This is a genomic window from Pseudomonas sp. PF05, from assembly GCF_056521845.1.
The window spans coordinates 189,715-205,611 of record NZ_JBWLPW010000011.1 but is presented as its reverse complement, the minus strand read 5'-3'; the positions used below and the strand labels follow the sequence as shown (position 1 = coordinate 205,611).

Below are 15,897 nucleotides of genomic sequence, written 5' to 3'. Positions count from 1 at the left end.
TGTTGGTGGCGCTGCACTTGCTTTTACCCTTGATGTAAGCGAGTGAGTAATTTGGAGCAGTAATTTAATTAAAGGATTAATTATGAATGCTAATAGTCTATGGAACGATGCACTTGAAAATGCCTCTGCCGACGACCTTGCCCGGTTTGCACAACTTGTGCCCAAGACGCTCGCCAATGCCTCTGCGCCAGAGCAGGAAGGCAACTCTCGTGGCAAAGGGTTATTGCTGACGAAAAAACAGATCATTGACCTGCGCAAATACGAAGCCGCCGCCCTGGCACTTCCCTTCACCCTGGCGGATGTGAAGGATTACTTGAATTTTGGCGCCGACGCAGGCGCGGGGCTCAAACATGAGGATTTTTTAAGGACCTTCAGCGCCACTCGCCGTCATGCCCAACGTTGGTCGCCGTTGCGCGAAGCAATCATGCTGACCGGTAGTCAATTGAAATTATTTGCTGCAAGCATGACCCTTTACGGTCGAGATATAGAAGAAGTCTATGCCGATGTCAGGGCTTGCGGTTTGCTGGATAAACATAACATCAGGAACTTGGAAGAGTTAAAACGCCTGGAGCTGGAACTGGGAGATAAATTTCCGGGTATTGAATTGGAATCTGACACCGTCAGCGACTTGGGATACTACCTGGACCAGATTTTCAAACGGATCAAGGACAATCTGGACGGTGTCACCGCGATCAAGGAACAGTTGGCTTCGTTTGGTTATGATTTACGCGAGTACATCCTTCCTGAAATAAAGTTGCGCATCAGTTTGATTGGCAGCAACTCGCTGCCAGCCGACATCGAGACGCTCAAGCAGCAAATTGATGAGCGGTCCCGGCAGATCAACGAGAAAAACGCCGACTACAAGAATGCCGTGGAAAAATCCATCGGGGCTGCTGCAGGAATGAACCTGCTCGGCCTGGCGCTGGCGATCTACCTGGGCGTAGAGGCTGAGAACATCCGGGCGCAAAGGAATAGCCTCTACAAGGAACAGGAAGAGGCGATTGAAACGCTGAAGAGTAAGAACCAGACACTCGGCTCCTTGACGCGCGTAAAGCACGACCTGCAAGGACTGGAACTGGTCGCTGTCGATGCGGATATCGCCACGCAGAACCTGATGCATGTCTGGAACGTCATGCATCTATACGTGAAAGATTCCCAGGATGCGGTTTCCAGGATTACCGACGCTTTAAGTCTGAGGCGCTTTATGTCGGCATTCCGAGAAGTGGTCAAACCGTGGAGTCAGATCGAGCATGATGCCGATGCGTTGATTGCAGTATTCAAGGAGGCCGACGCGGAGTATGAGCGCAATTATCGCGTCCAGCCTCGACTCGAATTCTATCGGGCACTGCCCAGCGCTTATCCGGCTGTGGACCGCCAGATCATGGCTGACAGCCACACATTGATGCGAGACGGAGCGGTTAGATCCAAGGCGCTATTCATCAATTGGAACTACCTGCCGCAACTGCATGATCGGTTCCGTGATCTGGTGGGCAATGTGAGTCAGAGCAGCGGCGTTCTGAGTACGTCTGCTCTGAACATGAAGGTGGGACTCGACGGCAGCATGCGGCGCCTGGAACGTCTCGAAAAAGAATTGGCGGATGCGTCGGATCAACAAGAGATAGAAGAAATCGAGGCTGACCGCGCGGAGGAGTTGCTCAGGATCGCTTCTCTAGTGGTTCGGCCCGTCCAGCAACTCGCCAGTCAATTGTCGGCGATCGATGACCGTTTTGATCGACGCTTGACGTTGGGTTTCATTGACGACCTTGGCAACGAGCAACAAACCGTCCAGGCATCTCTGGATCGAATGAATGATGAACGTACCGAGCGCCAGAACGAACGCGCAGTCATCAACGAAGCCATTGAGGCGCTGAAGACGGGCGGGGTTGAGGTGATTGGCAACGATTTGCTCCTGACGCTGGAAGAAGTCATGAAGCTCGGTATTGCACCCCCTCAGGTGCAATTGGTCATGTTCGCCATCGAACAACTTAAAAAGACCCTCGGACAAATCGGCGATGGGCTTCGGTTCCTCGACATGGTGCGCGAGCGGGACAAACTGGTTGAGAAAATCGAGGCGCTGGCACGCGATATCGAGACGAAAACCCGAGTCCTGGCCTCACTCAAAGGGAAAGTCGAGTTTCTCCAGAACATTCACACCCTTGACGACCAGCGCCAGCGCTACGTGGGTGAATACCAGCGCGCAGTAGAGGCTTTCCAATCGTTCGTCTCGCAGATCGATGCCGGCAAGCAAGCCGATGACGCGCAGCGCAGTCGCGAATTCATCAATCACGCGCAGCTGTTCAGCGCCTTCTTGACCCCGCTGGCACTGCCTTTGACTGCACATTGAGCCTCGACACGCAGCTATAGCTGTCTGGGCTTTGAAACAATGACGAAAGGCTGTCGGGGATCTGCCGCCTCGCGGCATCTACCGACAGCCTTTTAGCTTGGTAACCGATCATGTTTGATTTCTTGTTGGATAAGAAGAGTGTTTCTTCGTTGAAAGAGTACATAGGTTTTTTGAACGACCTGCCCGTCGTCTTGGATGAGATCAAGCGTTTTTCGGATTCTTTCCAACGGTCGGGCCATGCGATGATGACTCCGCCTGATGCGCAGGCGCTGACTCGGGCGGCCGTCGCCAATGAAAGTCGTTGGCGAGCGATTCTCATGGTTGTTCCTTCACTGGCGACAATGGGGCGTCATCTGGTCGCCGAGACCGATACGTTTACGCAAGAATTTGCACAGGTGGCTCAGCACACTGCCGGTGCTGCGGGTCGTATGCCGATGCAAAATGTCGACCCCGTGCGCTTCACCCCCATCAACGCCGGTCAACAGGGCACCAACCGTCCGCCCAACGTCTTGTATCTGATCAACAATCTCTGCTTGCGCCTGGATCAATGCGCGAAGGTCGCGGCGCATTTCAAGACGTTGATTACTGAGGTTTCCCAGACGATCCACAGTATTTTCGTGCGCTTCATCGACTCATTGGCATTGAGGTTGTGCATCTGTGATGCGCCTGTCTCAAAGATCGAGGCTTACTACAGCCTCGGGCGAATAGGCTTGCCGAATATGCCGTACGACACGGACAGCTATTATTCCCAAGAGCAACGACGGGAAAAAGCCAGGGAACATTTGAAAATTTTGGGTGAGATCTATGTGCGGGCCATTTCAGCCGGTAACAATTTCGCCGATTTTTGTCATCGCCTGAACCATTTCCTGACCTGCGTTAAGGTTGAGCTTCAATCCAACGATCCGCAGCGCAGCCTGCGACGAGCGAAAAGTTCGATGGCGCAAGTCGCTTATCCGTTGCAAGAACTGGATGTCATGGTAAGCGCCTTGGAGCGTCTTTCTCCCAAATACCAGTCATGAAAAAGCCCGTGACGCTGTCACGGGCTTTCGACTTCAAGCGTTCAGCAGTTACACGTAGAACGACTTCAACGGCGGAAAGCCATTGAATTCCACCGCGCTATAGCTGGTGGTATAGGCACCGGTCGACAGCCAGTACAGGCGATCCCCAATGGCCAGGTTCAACGGCAAACCATACTTGTAGTTTTCATACATGATGTCAGCGCTGTCGCAGGTAGGCCCGGCGATCACCACTTCTTCCATCTCGCCTTTCTTCTCGGTCCAGATCGGAAACTTGATGGCTTCGTCCATGGTTTCGATCAGGCCGGAGAACTTGCCCACATCCGTGTACACCCAACGCTCGACGGCGGTACGGGACTTACGCGCCACCAGCACCACTTCGCTGACCAGGATACCGGCGTTGGCGATCAACGAACGGCCCGGCTCCAGGATGATTTCCGGCAGGTCGTCGCCGAAGTCTTCCTTGAGGAAACGGATGATTTCCTCAGCGTAGGTTTCCAGGCTGTTGGTGCGGGTGATGTAGTTGGCCGGGAAGCCACCACCCATGTTGATCAGCTTCAGGACGATGCCGTCTTCTTCCTTCAGGCGTTCGAAGATTACCTTGACCTTGGCGATCGCCGCGTCCCAGACGCTGATGTCGCGCTGTTGCGAGCCGACGTGGAACGAAATGCCGTACGGCACCAGGCCCAGGTCGCGGGCCAGGATCAGCAGGTCCATGGCCATGTCGGTCTGGCAGCCGAACTTGCGCGACAACGGCCAGTCAGCGGTGGTCGAGCCTTCGGTGAGGATCCGTACATAGACTTTCGAGCCCGGTGCGGCCTTGGCGATGTTACGCAGGTCGGCTTCGGAGTCGGTGGCATACAGGCGCACGCCCTTCTCGTAGAAGTAGCGAATGTCGCGGGATTTCTTGATGGTGTTGCCGTAGCTGATCTGATCCGGGCCGACGCCACGGCTCATGACCTTATCCAGCTCATAGATCGAGGCGATGTCGAAGTTCGAGCCTTTATCCTTGAGCAGGTCGATGATTTCCACCGCCGGGTTGGCCTTGACGGCGTAGTAGACCTTGGCGAATTCGAAACCGGCGCGCAGGTCGTCATAGGCCTTGGAGATCATCGCGGTGTCGATCACCACGAACGGGGTTTCCTGCTTGTCGGCGAACGCTTTCATTCTCTGGAAGGTTTCGCGCGCGAAATAATCTTCGACCTGGATCGACATACTTGGGACTCCTACTGGCAAACATCAGGATCAATGGGTGTGAGGGCAAGCAGCCCCCGTGAACGTCCTCCGTATCCCCACTTTGGTTCGCCTACTTCCCAAGGCATGTCGCCGAAAGCAAAAAGGCCATGGGACGCTTGATTCCCTTGGCCTTGCTGTCTCGTCGTCAGTACTTGAGCCGGATGGATCGTTTCCAGCATGGACGTTCGGCGCGAACTTTAGGGCGTGAGGGGCCTGAGATCAACTAAAAATGTCGCGTTTTTGCACTCATTCGTCGTGCGGTGCGCGACAGCTCCTGATGTAACCGACCTGCGTGACAGATTGATGTTCCCATCGATTGGTTTTTCAGGCCGCAAAGCTGCCAGCAGGCAAGTCATAACCAGCCTCACACTGAACCTGTGGCGAGGGGATTTATCCCCGCTCGAGGGCGTAGCACTCGCAGGCTCTAGAGCACAGCAAAAATCTCGGGGCCGCTTCGCGACCCAGCGGGGATAAATCCCCTCGCCACAGGGGTTACCTTTCACAAGGTATCAGGCCGACGCAGTCTCCGCCGGCGAGACAATGCTGGTCTTGCCCCCACGAGAGCGCCCCGAGCTCAGGTACTCGGCAATCGATTCCTGCGTCACCTCGCCGAGGAATACCCGCTCGGCATCCATCACCGGCAGCCACGAACGGTTGAACTCGTACATGCGCGACAACAGGATCCGCAGGTGTTCATCGTAAGCCGCTGTGGCGTTGAATTTGCTCAGGTACTGCGAGCAGGCGCCGGTCTGACGGTGCAGGTCGCGACGTCTTACAAAGCCCAGGGCCTTGTTCTCGGAGCAGGTCACCACCAGGTAGCGACGGTCATGTTCGTCCATCAGTTCCAGTGCCTCGCCCACCGGTGTCTCGGGGCTGACTGACGGGGCGTTGTCGGCCGCATCTTCAGCCTTGACCAGCAGCAGGCGCTTGAGCGTGCTGTCCTGGCCGACGAAGCTGCTGACGAACTCGTCGGCTGGATGCGCCAGCAGCGTGTCCGGGTGATCGAACTGGATCAGTTTGCCGGCGCGGAAGATCGCAATCTTGTCCCCCAGCTTGATCGCTTCGTCGATGTCGTGGCTGACCATGATCACGGTCTTGTTCAGCGCCCGCTGCATTTCGAAAAACTCGTTCTGGATCATCTCGCGGTTGATCGGGTCCACCGCGCCGAAGGGTTCGTCCATCAGCAGCAGCGGCGCATCGGCCGCCAGGGCGCGGATCACACCGATCCGCTGCTGCTGGCCGCCGGAGAGTTCACGCGGGTAGCGATGCAGGTACTGCTTGGGTTCGAGCTTGATCATGCTCATCAATTCGCGGGCGCGGTCGTGGCTCTTCTGCTTGTCCCAGCCGAGCAGGCGCGGGACCACGGTGATGTTTTCCTCGATGGTCATGTTCGGAAACAGGCCGATCTGCTGGATCACGTAGCCGATGTTGCGGCGCAGGGTCACTTCGTCCAGGCCGGTGGTGTCTTCACCGTTGATCAACACCTTGCCCGAGGTGGGCGCGATCAGGCGGTTGATCATCTTCAGCGTGGTGCTTTTGCCACAGCCCGATGGCCCGAGGAACACGCAGATCTCGCCTTCGTTGACGGTCAGGCTCACCGAGTCCACGGCCTTGACGTCCTTGCCGTTGCTCTTGAAGGTTTTGCTGAGGTTTTGAAGTTCGATCATTTCAGTAATCCTTTTGGGGTCAGCGAACGTTGCAGCCATTGCAGAAGCAGGTCGGCGAAGATGGCCAGGAGACTGACCAGCACGGCGCCGACGATCAGCATCGACATGTCGCTGCGGCTGATGGAAGCGAGGATGAGTACGCCCAGGCCACCGGCGCCGATGGTGGCGGCGATGGTCATGACGCCGATGTTCATGACCACGGCGGTGCGCACGCCGGCCAGGATCACCGGCACGGCAATGGGCAGTTCGACCATGCGCAGGCGCTGGCCGAAGGTCATGCCGATGCCGCGAGCGGCTTCACGGATGCCCGGTTCGACGCCGGTCAGGGCCAGGTAGGTGTTGCGCATGATCGGCAACAGGGAATAGAGGAACACGGCGGTGATCGCCGGCATCGGCCCCAGGCCCTGGCCGAATGTGGAATAGACCGGCAGCAGGAGGCCGAACAAGGCGATTGATGGAATGGTCAGCAGCACCGTGGCGCTGGCCTGCAATGGGCCGGCGAGCGTCGGGAAGCGGGTCATGAAAATGCCCAGCGGTACGCCGACCAAGATCGCCAGGGTCACGGCGATGCCCACCAGGGTGATGTGCTGCCAGGTCAGGTGCAGCACCAGCGGCCAGTCCAGATGGGAAAAGGCGTCAAGAAAATCCATGGCTTTTCCTCCAGGTCATTGGGTTGAGAGCAGCGAATGCTGGCGCAGGAAATCGGCGGCAACGGCCGAAGGGCTTTCGTGGTTGACGTCTACGCGGGCGTTGAGCTGGCGCATGGTTTCATCGTCAAACAATTCGGCCAGGGGTTTGAGCTGCGCGGCCAATTGCGGATTTGCATCCAGAGTCGTCTGGCGCACCACGGGCGCGGCGGTGTAGTCCGGGAAGTATTGCTTGTCGTCTTCCAGCAGTTTGAGTTTGAACGCGCTCAAGCGCCCGTCGGTGGTGTACACCAGCCCGGCGAATACTTGGCCGTTGCGCAGGGCGGTATAGACCAGGCCCGCGTCCATTTGCCGGATGTTTTCGCGGGTCAGGTTCATGCCGTACAGCTTGACCATGCCATCCAGCCCGTCGGAACGGTTGGCGAACTCGGTGTCCAGGGCCACCAGGTGATTTTCATCGGCCTCGGCCTGTAGCACAGTGTTCAATTGGCTGATGGTGTTGATCTGTGGATATTGCTGGGCGATTTTCTCCGGCAAGGCCAGGGCATAGGTGTTACTGAATTTCGACGGCGTCAGCCAGGTCAGGCCTTTTTTTGCGTCGATTTCTTTCACCCGGGCGTAGGACTGGGCGCTGTCGAGTTTCTCCGTAATGTGGTTGTAAGACACCAGCGAGACGCCGGTGTATTCCCAGAGCAGGTCCAGTTGACCACTCTCCTGGGCGCTACGGGCCAGGTTGCTGCCAAGTCCGCCGGTGATCTGCGCGTCGTAGCCTTTGCCACGCAGGTATTGCGCAGTGATTTCTGCCAGCAGCGTCTGCTCGGTGAACACTCGGGCGCCGAGGCGAATCAGCGGTTTTTCAGCGGCCTGGGCGAATCCTGCGAACAGCAGGACGCAGCCCAGTATCAAGCTCAACTTCTTCATAAACGATTTCCTTTATCCAGCCGGGCTTATGACGGTCGTAGACCGCGTTCCAGCCAGAGACGGCTGGCCAGTGTCACCAGGCCGTCGAGCAGCAACGCCAGCAGAGCGGTGCAAACCGCGCCGAGCAGCAGTTGCGGCTGATTGTTCAAGGCGATGCCAGGGAAGATCAGGCTGCCGAGGCTGTTGGCGCCGATCAGGAATGCCAGGGGGGCAGTGCCGACGTTGATCGCCAGCGCCACGCGCACACCACCGACGATGATCGGCACGGCATTGGGCAACTCGACTCTCCACAGCACCTGGCGCGGGGTCATGCCGATGCCGACGGCGGCTTCCTTGAGGGAGCCCTGGACATTTTTCAGGCCTTCGTAGGTGTTGCGCACGATGGGCAGCAGCGAGGCGAGGAACAGGGCGAAGATGGCGGGCCCGCTGCCGATACCCAGGAAGCCCAGGGCGATGGCCAGCACGGCCAGGGGCGGCACGGTGTTGCCGACGTTGAAGACTTGCATGAAGCGCTCGGCGCGCCCGACCATCGCGGGGCGGCTGAGGGCGATGCCGGCGGGGATGCCCACGATCAGGGCTGCCAACATGGACGCCACAACGAGCATCAGGTGAGCTTGCAGGTAAAACAGTAGATCGTCGTGGTAACGCTCAATCGTATCGATACCGATCCAATAGACCAGCAGGGCCAGGAGAGCGACGACGATCGCGCCCCCTGTCAGCCCTTTGCCATAGCGGATAGCCACAGGCGGACTCCTTTGTATTTCAGTCGGCGCGCGCTTTCCCGTGCGGCAAACCGTCAGGTTGCCGGGAAAACGTTCGCGAGAAGCAGCTCTGTTCAGTGCCGGTAAAACGGCCTGTAAATTGAGCCATGAGCGCAGCCTCGTCAGGCTAACTTGCTGATTTTGCAGACCCTGACGAACAGCCGTGTCAGGGGGGTGGACGTCTTCACGGGGCGAAAGGTTCCCACGTAAGGGGGCATTTGGCCACCCCGAATGTGCCCAATGGTTCGGTTCCTGGCGCAAGTTGAGCTATAATCGCCGCCCTTTTTTGAATCACCTGCCAGGCGATTTCCCATGACCAAACAGGCCGCCGAAGTCGCGAAACGCCGCACTTTCGCCATTATTTCCCACCCCGATGCCGGTAAGACCACCATCACCGAGAAGCTCTTGCTGATGGGCAAGGCGATTGCGGTCGCCGGCACGGTGAAATCTCGTAAATCCGACCGCCATGCCACCTCCGACTGGATGGAAATGGAAAAACAACGGGGTATTTCCATTACCACGTCGGTCATGCAGTTCCCCTATCGCGATCACATGATTAACCTGCTCGACACCCCGGGCCACGAAGACTTCTCCGAAGACACCTACCGCACCCTGACGGCAGTGGACTCGGCGCTGATGGTCCTCGACGGCGGTAAAGGCGTCGAGCCACGGACCATCGCGCTGATGGACGTCTGCCGCCTGCGGGACACGCCGATCGTCAGCTTCATCAACAAACTGGACCGTGACATCCGCGACCCGATCGAACTGCTCGACGAGATCGAAGCGGTCCTGAAGATCAAGGCGGCGCCGATCACCTGGCCGATCGGCTGCTACCGCGACTTCAAGGGCGTGTACCACCTGGCCGACGACTACATCATCGTCTACACCGCCGGGCATGGTCATGAACGCACCGAAACCAAAATCATCGAGAAGCTCGACTCCGACGAGGCCCGCGCCCACCTGGGCGACGAGTACGACCGTTTTGTCGAGCAACTGGAACTGGTGCAGGGTGCCTGCCACGAGTTCAACCAGCAGGAGTTCCTCGACGGCCAGCTGACCCCGGTGTTCTTCGGTACTGCCTTGGGCAACTTCGGTGTGGACCATGTGCTCGACGCCGTGGTCGATTGGGCCCCGCGCCCGCTGGCCCGTGTCGCCAACGAGCGCACCGTGGAGCCGGTGGAAGAGAAGTTCACAGGCTTCGTGTTCAAGATCCAGGCGAACATGGACCCCAAGCACCGCGACCGCATCGCCTTCATGCGCATCTGCTCCGGCAAATACGAAAAGGGCATGAAAATGCGCCACGTGCGCACTGGCAAGGACGTGCGCATCGGCGACGCCTTGACGTTCTTCTCCTCGGAACGCGAGCAGTTGGAAGAAGCCTTTGCCGGTGACATCATCGGTCTGCATAACCACGGCACCATCCAGATCGGCGACACCTTCACCGAAGGCGAAACCCTGGGCTTCACCGGCATCCCGCACTTCGCCCCGGAACTGTTCCGCCGCGTACGCCTGAAGGATCCGCTCAAATCCAAGCAACTGCGCCAGGGCCTCCAGCAACTGGCCGAAGAAGGCGCCACCCAGGTGTTCTTCCCGACCCGCAGCAACGACATCATCCTCGGTGCCGTCGGTGTGCTGCAGTTCGACGTCGTCGCCAGCCGCTTGAAAGAGGAATACAAGGTCGAGTGCTCCTACGAGCCGATCACCGTGTACTCCGCGCGTTGGGTCGAATGTGGCGACAAGAAGAAACTCGAGGAATTCTCCAACAAGGCCGTGGAAAACCTCGCGCTCGATGGCGGCGGTCACCTGACCTACCTGGCCCCGACCCGGGTCAACCTGGCGCTGATGGAAGAGCGCTGGCCGGATGTGAAATTCCGCGCGACGCGTGAGCACCACTAAGCGCTGAGCGTTGAAACCGAAACCCCGTTGCGAAAGCTGCGGGGTTTTTTATGGCTTGTCCCGTGTCCTGAACATAAATAATTCACTGTGGGAGCGAGCCTGCTCGCGAAAGCGGCGGGTCAGTGTGCCTGGATGTTGGATGTACTGGCGCCATCGCGGGCAAGCCTTGCTCCCACACTGGATCTTCAGTGGGCAAGAAACGTGTGTTAGGCACCGTTTCCTCTGTGGGAGCAAAGCTTGCTCGCGATAGCGGTGGGTCAGTGTGCCTGGATGTTGGATGTACTGGCGCCATCGCGGGCAAGCCTTGCTCCCACACTGGATCTTCAGTGGGCCAGAAACCGGTGTTAGGCACCGTTTCCTCTGTGGGAGCAAAGCTTGCTCGCGATAGCGGTGGGTCAGCTTGCCTGGACGTTGGATATGCCGCCGCCATCGCGGGCAAGCCTTGCTCCCACAGTGGATCTTCAGTGGGCCAGAAACGGGTGTTAGGCACCGTTTCCTGTGGGAGCAAAGCTTGCTCGCGATAGCGGTGGGTCAGTGTGCCTGGATGTTGGATGTACTGGCGCCATCGCGGGCAAGCCTTGCTCCCACAGTGGATCTTCAGTGGGCAAGAAACGTGTGTTAGGTACCGTTTCCTCTGTGGGAGCAAAGCTTGCTCGCGATAGCGGCGGGTCAGCTTGCCTGGATGTTGGATATGCCGCCGCCATCGCGGGCAAGCCTTGCTCCCACAGTGGATCTTCAGTGGGCAAGAAACGTGTGTTCGGCACCGTTTCCTGTGGGAGCAAAGCTTGCTCGCGAAAGCGGTGGGTCAGCTTGCCTGGATGTTGGATGTACTGGCGCCATCGCGGGCAAGCCTTGCTCCCACAGTGGATCTTCAGTGGGCCAGAGCTTGTGTTCGGCACCGTTTCCTGTGGGAGCAAAGCTTGCTCGCGATAGCGGTGGGTCAGTGTGCCTGGATGTTGGATGTACTGGCGCCATCGCGGGCAAGCCTTGCTCCCACACTTTTGGGCGTTAGTTGCTTTGGAGATAAGTCTTATTCGAAACCAATCTGTCGGGCGGTGGCATTTATGGTGGTTTGGGAGCGTCTTATCTGGTGAACCGGCCTGTTCAGAACTAGATTTTCTTGAGCACCGTCAGGTCCCGGCTTTATCCGGAAAAGAAGGAATTGGCTATGAACAAGCTGCTACGCATGATGTTTTTGCTGAAGGTGTTGGTGATGTTGTCGCTGGGCTCCACAGCGGCGTGGGCGGAGTGCGATGAGCACGAGCAGCACGCGTCGAGTGGCTCGGTGGCGCAGGGTGAGTTGATGCTGGCCGCGACGGATGCGGACGCAGGTGATCCAGACGATGGCGAGGATGATGATGGTTCGCCAATCGACACGCCGGATGACGATGAGGATGCGGAGGGCGATAGCCAGACGTAGATTTCTGACCTAAAGAAAACCCCTCCAGCCCCAACTGAGACTCAGTCGGGGTTGGAGGGGTTTTTTATCGCAGGTACCTGTTACGCCGCGCCATCGAGGAATTGCTCGGCGTAGTGACACGCCACCTGCCGGTTATCCAGCAACCGCAACGCCGGTTCTTCAGTCTGGCAGCGCTCGGTGGCATACGGGCAGCGCTTGTGGAAGGCGCAGCCGGACGGCGGGTTGAGCGGGTTGGGCAATTCGCCGACGATCTTGATCTTCGGCTTGTTCGGGTCCGGGTGGATGGTTGGGGTGGCCGACAGCAGCGCCTGGGTGTACGGGTGCAACGGACGGCTGTAGATGGACTCGTTGGGGCCCATTTCCACCGGGCGGCCGAGGTACATCACCATCACGTCGTCGGCCACGTGCTGCACCACCGCCAGGTTGTGGGAAATGAACACATAGGCGGTGTTGAATTCCTCCTGCAGGTCCATGAACAGGTTCAGCACCTGGGCCTGGATCGACACGTCCAGCGCCGACGTCGGTTCGTCCGCCACCAGCACCTTGGGTTGCAGCATCATGGCGCGGGCCAGGGCGATACGCTGGCGCTGGCCGCCGGAGAACATGTGCGGGTAGCGCTGGTAATGCTCGGGGCGCAAGCCCACCTGCTTCATCATCGCCTGGACTTTTTCCCGCCGTTCGGTGGCCGACAGGCTGGTGTTGATCAGCAACGGCTCGGCCAGTTGATCACCGACTTTCTGCCGTGGGTTGAGGGACGCATAGGGGCTCTGGAACACCATCTGCACGTCTTTGCGCAACTGCTTGCGTTCGGCCTTGTTGGCGCCGCTCACTTCCTGGCCGGCGATTTTCAGGGAGCCGGTGGACGGCTCTTCGATCAGCGTCAGGGCCCGGGCGAGGGTGGATTTGCCGCAACCGGATTCGCCCACCACGGCCAGGGTCTTGCCGGCTTCCAGTTCGAACGACACGCCGTTGAGGGCGCGCACGGTCGCATGGCCCTTGAACATGCCGCGGGACACTTCGTAATGACGGGTCAGGTCACGGGCGGTAAGTACGACGGCCATCACGCCACCTCCTGGTTCAACGGGTAGAAGCAGCGGGCGAGGCTGTTGGATTTCGGATCGAGAGCCGGGCGTTGTTGACGGCAGTTGTCCTGCACGTACGGGCAGCGCGGCGACAGCAGGCAACCCTGTGGACGGTCGTAGCGACCGGGGACGATGCCGGGCAAGGTCGCCAGGCGCTCGGCGCCCATGCTGTGCTCCGGAATCGCCGCCAGCAGCGCTTCGCTGTACGGGTGGGCGGGGATGTCGAACAGTTCGGGCACCTTGCCGACTTCCACCGCTTGGCCGGCGTACATCACGCACACGCGCTGGGCGGTTTCAGCCACCACGGCGAGGTCGTGGGTGATCAGCACCAGGCCCATGTCTTGCTCTTTTTGCAGGGCCAGCAGCAGGTCCATTATCTGCGCCTGGATGGTCACGTCCAGGGCGGTGGTCGGTTCGTCGGCGATCAGCAGCTTCGGCTCGCCGGCAATCGCCATGGCAATCGCCACGCGCTGGCTCATGCCGCCGGACAGTTGATGCGGGTAGGCGTTCATACGGCTGGCGGCGCCCGGGATCTCGACTTTTTCCAGCAGTTCGATGGCGCGCTTGCGGGCGGCCTTGCCGGACATTTTCAGGTGCAGACGCAGCACTTCTTCGATCTGGAAACCCACGGTGTAGCTGGGGTTGAGTGCAGTCATCGGGTCCTGGAAAACCATCGCCAGGTCCTTGCCGACGATCTGCCGGCGCTGGCGGTTGCTCAGCTTGAGCATGTTCTTGCCGTCGAAGTTCAGCGCATCGGCGGTGACGATGCCAGGGTGCTCGATCAGCCCCATCAGCGCCATCATGGTCACGGATTTACCCGAGCCCGATTCGCCGACGATGGCCAGGACTTCGCCTTTGTCCACGGACAGGTCCAGGCCGTCGACCACCGGTACGGCGGTGGCGTCGCCGAAGCGAACGTTGAGATTCTTGATTTCTAGCAGTGACATGGGAATCTCCTCAGGCGGCATTCTTGAGTTTCGGGTCCAGCGCATCGCGCAGCCCGTCGCCCATCAGGTTGATTGCCAGCACGCTGAGCAAAATGGTCAAGCCAGGCAGGCTCACGACCCACCAGGCGCGTTCGATGTAGTCGCGGGCCGAGGCCAGCATGGTGCCCCACTCCGGGGTGGGCGGCTGGACGCCGAGGCCGAGGAAGCCCAGGGCGGCGGCGTCGAGGATCGCCGAGGAAAAGCTCAGCGTCGCCTGGACGATCAGCGGTGCCATGCAGTTGGGCAGCACGGTGATGAACATCAGGCGTGGCAGGCCGGCACCGGCCAGGCGGGCGGCGGTCACGTAGTCGCGGTTCAGCTCGCCCATCACGGCGGCGCGGGTCAGGCGCACGTAGGACGGCAGCGAGACAATGGCGATGGCGATCACGGTATTGATCAGGCCAGGGCCGAGGATGGCGACAATCGCCACGGCCAGCAGCAGCGAAGGCAGGGCCAGCATGATGTCCATCAGGCGCATGATGGTCGGGCCGAGCAGGCGTGGGAAGAACCCGGCGAACAGCCCCAGCAGGATGCCCGGGATCAGCGACATCACCACCGACGACAAGCCGATCAGCAGCGACAGGCGCGAACCCTGGATCAGGCGCGAGAGCAAATCGCGGCCCAGTTCGTCGGTGCCCAGCAGGAACTGGATTTGCCCGCCCTCAAGCCACACCGGTGGCGTCAGCAGGAAGTCGCGGTATTGCTCGCTCGGGTCGTGAGGCGCGACCCACGGGGCGAAGATCGCGCAGAACACGATCAGGGTCATGAACAGCAGCCCGGCCACGGCGCCCTTGTTGCGGGAAAACGCGTGCCAGAATTCTTTGTACGGGGACGGGTACAGCAGGCTTTGATCGACTGCTACCGCGGTAGTTGGAGTACTCATGGTTTTGATCTCAGCGCTGGTGACGGATGCGTGGGTTGGCAAAGCCGTAGAGGACGTCCACGACGAAGTTGACCAGAATCACCAGGCAGGCGATTAACAGGATGCCGTTCTGCACCACGGGATAGTCCCGGGCGCCAATGGCTTCGATCAGCCACTTGCCGATGCCCGGCCAGGAGAAGATCGTTTCGGTCAGCACCGCGCCGGCCAGCAGCGTGCCGACTTGCAGGCCGACCACGGTCAGCACCGGGATCAGCGCGTTGCGCAGGCCATGCACGAACACCACGCGCGAAGGCGACAGGCCCTTGGCGCGGGCGGTGCGGATGTAGTCTTCGCGCAGCACTTCGAGCATCGAGGAGCGGGTCATGCGGGCGATCACCGCCAGCGGAATGGTGCCCAGCACGATGGCCGGCAGGATCAGGTGGTGCAGCGCATCGAGAAACGCGCCCGGCTCATCGGCCAGCAGGGTGTCGATCAGCATGAAGCCGGTTTTCGGCTCGATGTCGTAGAGCAGGTCGATCCGTCCCGATACCGGGGTCCAACCGAGGGACACCGAGAAGAACATGATCAGGATCAGGCCCCACCAGAAGATCGGCATCGAGTATCCCGCCAGGGAGATACCCATCACCCCATGGTCGAACAGGGACCCTCGCTTGAGTGCCGCGATCACCCCGGCCAGCAGGCCCAGGATACCGGCGAACAACAGCGCGGCCATGGACAGCTCCAGGGTCGCGGGGAACAGGGAGCTGAACTCGGTCCATACGCTTTCACGGGTACGCAGCGATTCGCCGAGATCGCCGTGGGCCAGTTTGCCGATGTAGTCCAGGTACTGGGCATACAGCGGTTTGTTCAGGCCAAGGCGTTCCATTGCCTGTGCATGCATTTCGGGATCGACCCGACGTTCGCCCATCATCACTTCCACGGGGTCGCCGGGGATCATGCGAATCAACGCGAAGGTCAGCAAGGTGATGCCGAAGAACGTGGGGATCAATAATCCCAGTCGGCGGGCAATAAAACTAAACATCTTCAGGTGTACCTCAT

General features: G+C 59.4%; 13 protein-coding genes. 4 read left to right on the top strand and 9 right to left on the bottom strand.

The window, feature by feature from the left end; all coding sequences use genetic code 11:
* Positions 1-82 precede the first annotated feature (82 nt).
* Together AC09SL_RS19540 and AC09SL_RS19535 are read left to right on the top strand one after the other, a co-directional pair.
* Complete coding sequence (locus tag AC09SL_RS19540; protein WP_058542934.1) at positions 83-2,344, top strand: alpha-xenorhabdolysin family binary toxin subunit A; 2,262 nt, start codon at positions 83-85, stop codon at positions 2,342-2,344.
* Positions 2,345-2,454: 110 nt separating this feature from the next.
* Entirely contained in the window at positions 2,455-3,363 is a 909-nt protein-coding gene (locus tag AC09SL_RS19535) for a hypothetical protein (protein WP_058542933.1), read from the top strand.
* Between the two features lie 48 nt (positions 3,364-3,411).
* Here AC09SL_RS19535 and AC09SL_RS19530 read toward each other — a convergent pair whose 3' ends face one another.
* From AC09SL_RS19530 to AC09SL_RS19510, 5 genes are all read right to left on the bottom strand, one after another.
* Positions 3,412-4,575, bottom strand: coding sequence for a type III PLP-dependent enzyme (locus AC09SL_RS19530; protein WP_058542932.1), 1,164 nt, complete (start codon positions 4,573-4,575; stop codon positions 3,412-3,414).
* Between the two features lie 530 nt (positions 4,576-5,105).
* A complete protein-coding gene (locus tag AC09SL_RS19525) occupies positions 5,106-6,263 on the bottom strand; it encodes an osmoprotectant ABC transporter ATP-binding protein OsmV (RefSeq protein WP_058542931.1) in 1,158 nt (385 codons plus the stop codon).
* A complete protein-coding gene (locus AC09SL_RS19520; protein WP_058542930.1) occupies positions 6,260-6,913 on the bottom strand; it encodes an ABC transporter permease in 654 nt (217 codons plus the stop codon). Before AC09SL_RS19520 ends, AC09SL_RS19525 begins: the two co-directional genes overlap by 4 nt.
* Positions 6,914-6,928: 15 nt before the next feature.
* Positions 6,929-7,831 (bottom strand): glycine betaine ABC transporter substrate-binding protein, encoded by a 903-nt coding sequence (locus AC09SL_RS19515; protein WP_058542929.1) that lies wholly within the window; start codon positions 7,829-7,831, stop codon positions 6,929-6,931.
* 26 nt (positions 7,832-7,857) lie between these two features.
* Complete coding sequence (locus AC09SL_RS19510) at positions 7,858-8,574, bottom strand: ABC transporter permease (RefSeq protein ID WP_058542928.1); 717 nt, start codon at positions 8,572-8,574, stop codon at positions 7,858-7,860.
* 330 nt (positions 8,575-8,904) lie between these two features.
* On the opposite strand from AC09SL_RS19510, the gene AC09SL_RS19505 reads away from it, so the two are divergent.
* Complete coding sequence (locus AC09SL_RS19505; protein ID WP_058542927.1) at positions 8,905-10,488, top strand: peptide chain release factor 3; 1,584 nt, start codon at positions 8,905-8,907, stop codon at positions 10,486-10,488.
* A 1,168-nt stretch (positions 10,489-11,656) separates the two neighbouring features.
* On the top strand, positions 11,657-11,908 hold the full coding sequence (locus tag AC09SL_RS19500) for a hypothetical protein (protein WP_058546776.1): 252 nt from the start codon (positions 11,657-11,659) through the stop codon (positions 11,906-11,908).
* Positions 11,909-11,988: 80 nt separating this feature from the next.
* Here AC09SL_RS19500 and AC09SL_RS19495 read toward each other — a convergent pair whose 3' ends face one another.
* From AC09SL_RS19495 to AC09SL_RS19480, 4 genes are read right to left on the bottom strand one after another with little or no spacing between them, the layout of a single operon-like run.
* A complete protein-coding gene (locus AC09SL_RS19495; protein ID WP_064107094.1) occupies positions 11,989-12,969 on the bottom strand; it encodes a peptide ABC transporter ATP-binding protein in 981 nt (326 codons plus the stop codon).
* Positions 12,969-13,937 carry an ABC transporter ATP-binding protein gene (locus AC09SL_RS19490; RefSeq protein ID WP_058546775.1) on the bottom strand — a complete coding sequence of 323 codons (969 nt, stop codon included), beginning with the start codon at positions 13,935-13,937 and terminating at the stop codon, positions 12,969-12,971. The genes AC09SL_RS19495 and AC09SL_RS19490 overlap by 1 nt, the downstream gene beginning before the upstream one ends.
* Positions 13,938-13,947: 10 nt before the next feature.
* Complete coding sequence (locus AC09SL_RS19485) at positions 13,948-14,859, bottom strand: ABC transporter permease subunit (RefSeq protein WP_058546774.1); 912 nt, start codon at positions 14,857-14,859, stop codon at positions 13,948-13,950.
* Between the two features lie 10 nt (positions 14,860-14,869).
* Entirely contained in the window at positions 14,870-15,880 is a 1,011-nt protein-coding gene (locus AC09SL_RS19480) for an ABC transporter permease subunit (protein ID WP_058546773.1), read from the bottom strand.
* Between the last annotated feature and the right edge of the window lie 17 nt (positions 15,881-15,897).

Bases quoted from the DNA above. Each gene is read 5' to 3' on its own strand.
- AC09SL_RS19520 (WP_058542930.1), bottom strand. From the start codon at position 6,913: ATGGATTTTCTTGACGCCTTTTCCCATCTGGACTGGCCGCTGGTGCTG.
- AC09SL_RS19500 (WP_058546776.1), top strand. From the start codon at position 11,657: ATGAACAAGCTGCTACGCATGATGTTTTTGCTGAAGGTGTTGGTGATG.
- AC09SL_RS19530 (WP_058542932.1), bottom strand. From the start codon at position 4,575: ATGTCGATCCAGGTCGAAGATTATTTCGCGCGCGAAACCTTCCAGAGA.
- AC09SL_RS19535 (WP_058542933.1), top strand. From the start codon at position 2,455: ATGTTTGATTTCTTGTTGGATAAGAAGAGTGTTTCTTCGTTGAAAGAG.
- AC09SL_RS19480 (WP_058546773.1), bottom strand. From the start codon at position 15,880: ATGTTTAGTTTTATTGCCCGCCGACTGGGATTATTGATCCCCACGTTC.
- AC09SL_RS19490 (WP_058546775.1), bottom strand. From the start codon at position 13,937: ATGTCACTGCTAGAAATCAAGAATCTCAACGTTCGCTTCGGCGACGCC.
- AC09SL_RS19525 (WP_058542931.1), bottom strand. From the start codon at position 6,263: ATGATCGAACTTCAAAACCTCAGCAAAACCTTCAAGAGCAACGGCAAG.
- AC09SL_RS19505 (WP_058542927.1), top strand. From the start codon at position 8,905: ATGACCAAACAGGCCGCCGAAGTCGCGAAACGCCGCACTTTCGCCATT.
- AC09SL_RS19540 (WP_058542934.1), top strand. From the start codon at position 83: ATGAATGCTAATAGTCTATGGAACGATGCACTTGAAAATGCCTCTGCC.
- AC09SL_RS19515 (WP_058542929.1), bottom strand. From the start codon at position 7,831: ATGAAGAAGTTGAGCTTGATACTGGGCTGCGTCCTGCTGTTCGCAGGA.
- AC09SL_RS19485 (WP_058546774.1), bottom strand. From the start codon at position 14,859: ATGAGTACTCCAACTACCGCGGTAGCAGTCGATCAAAGCCTGCTGTAC.
- AC09SL_RS19495 (WP_064107094.1), bottom strand. From the start codon at position 12,969: ATGGCCGTCGTACTTACCGCCCGTGACCTGACCCGTCATTACGAAGTG.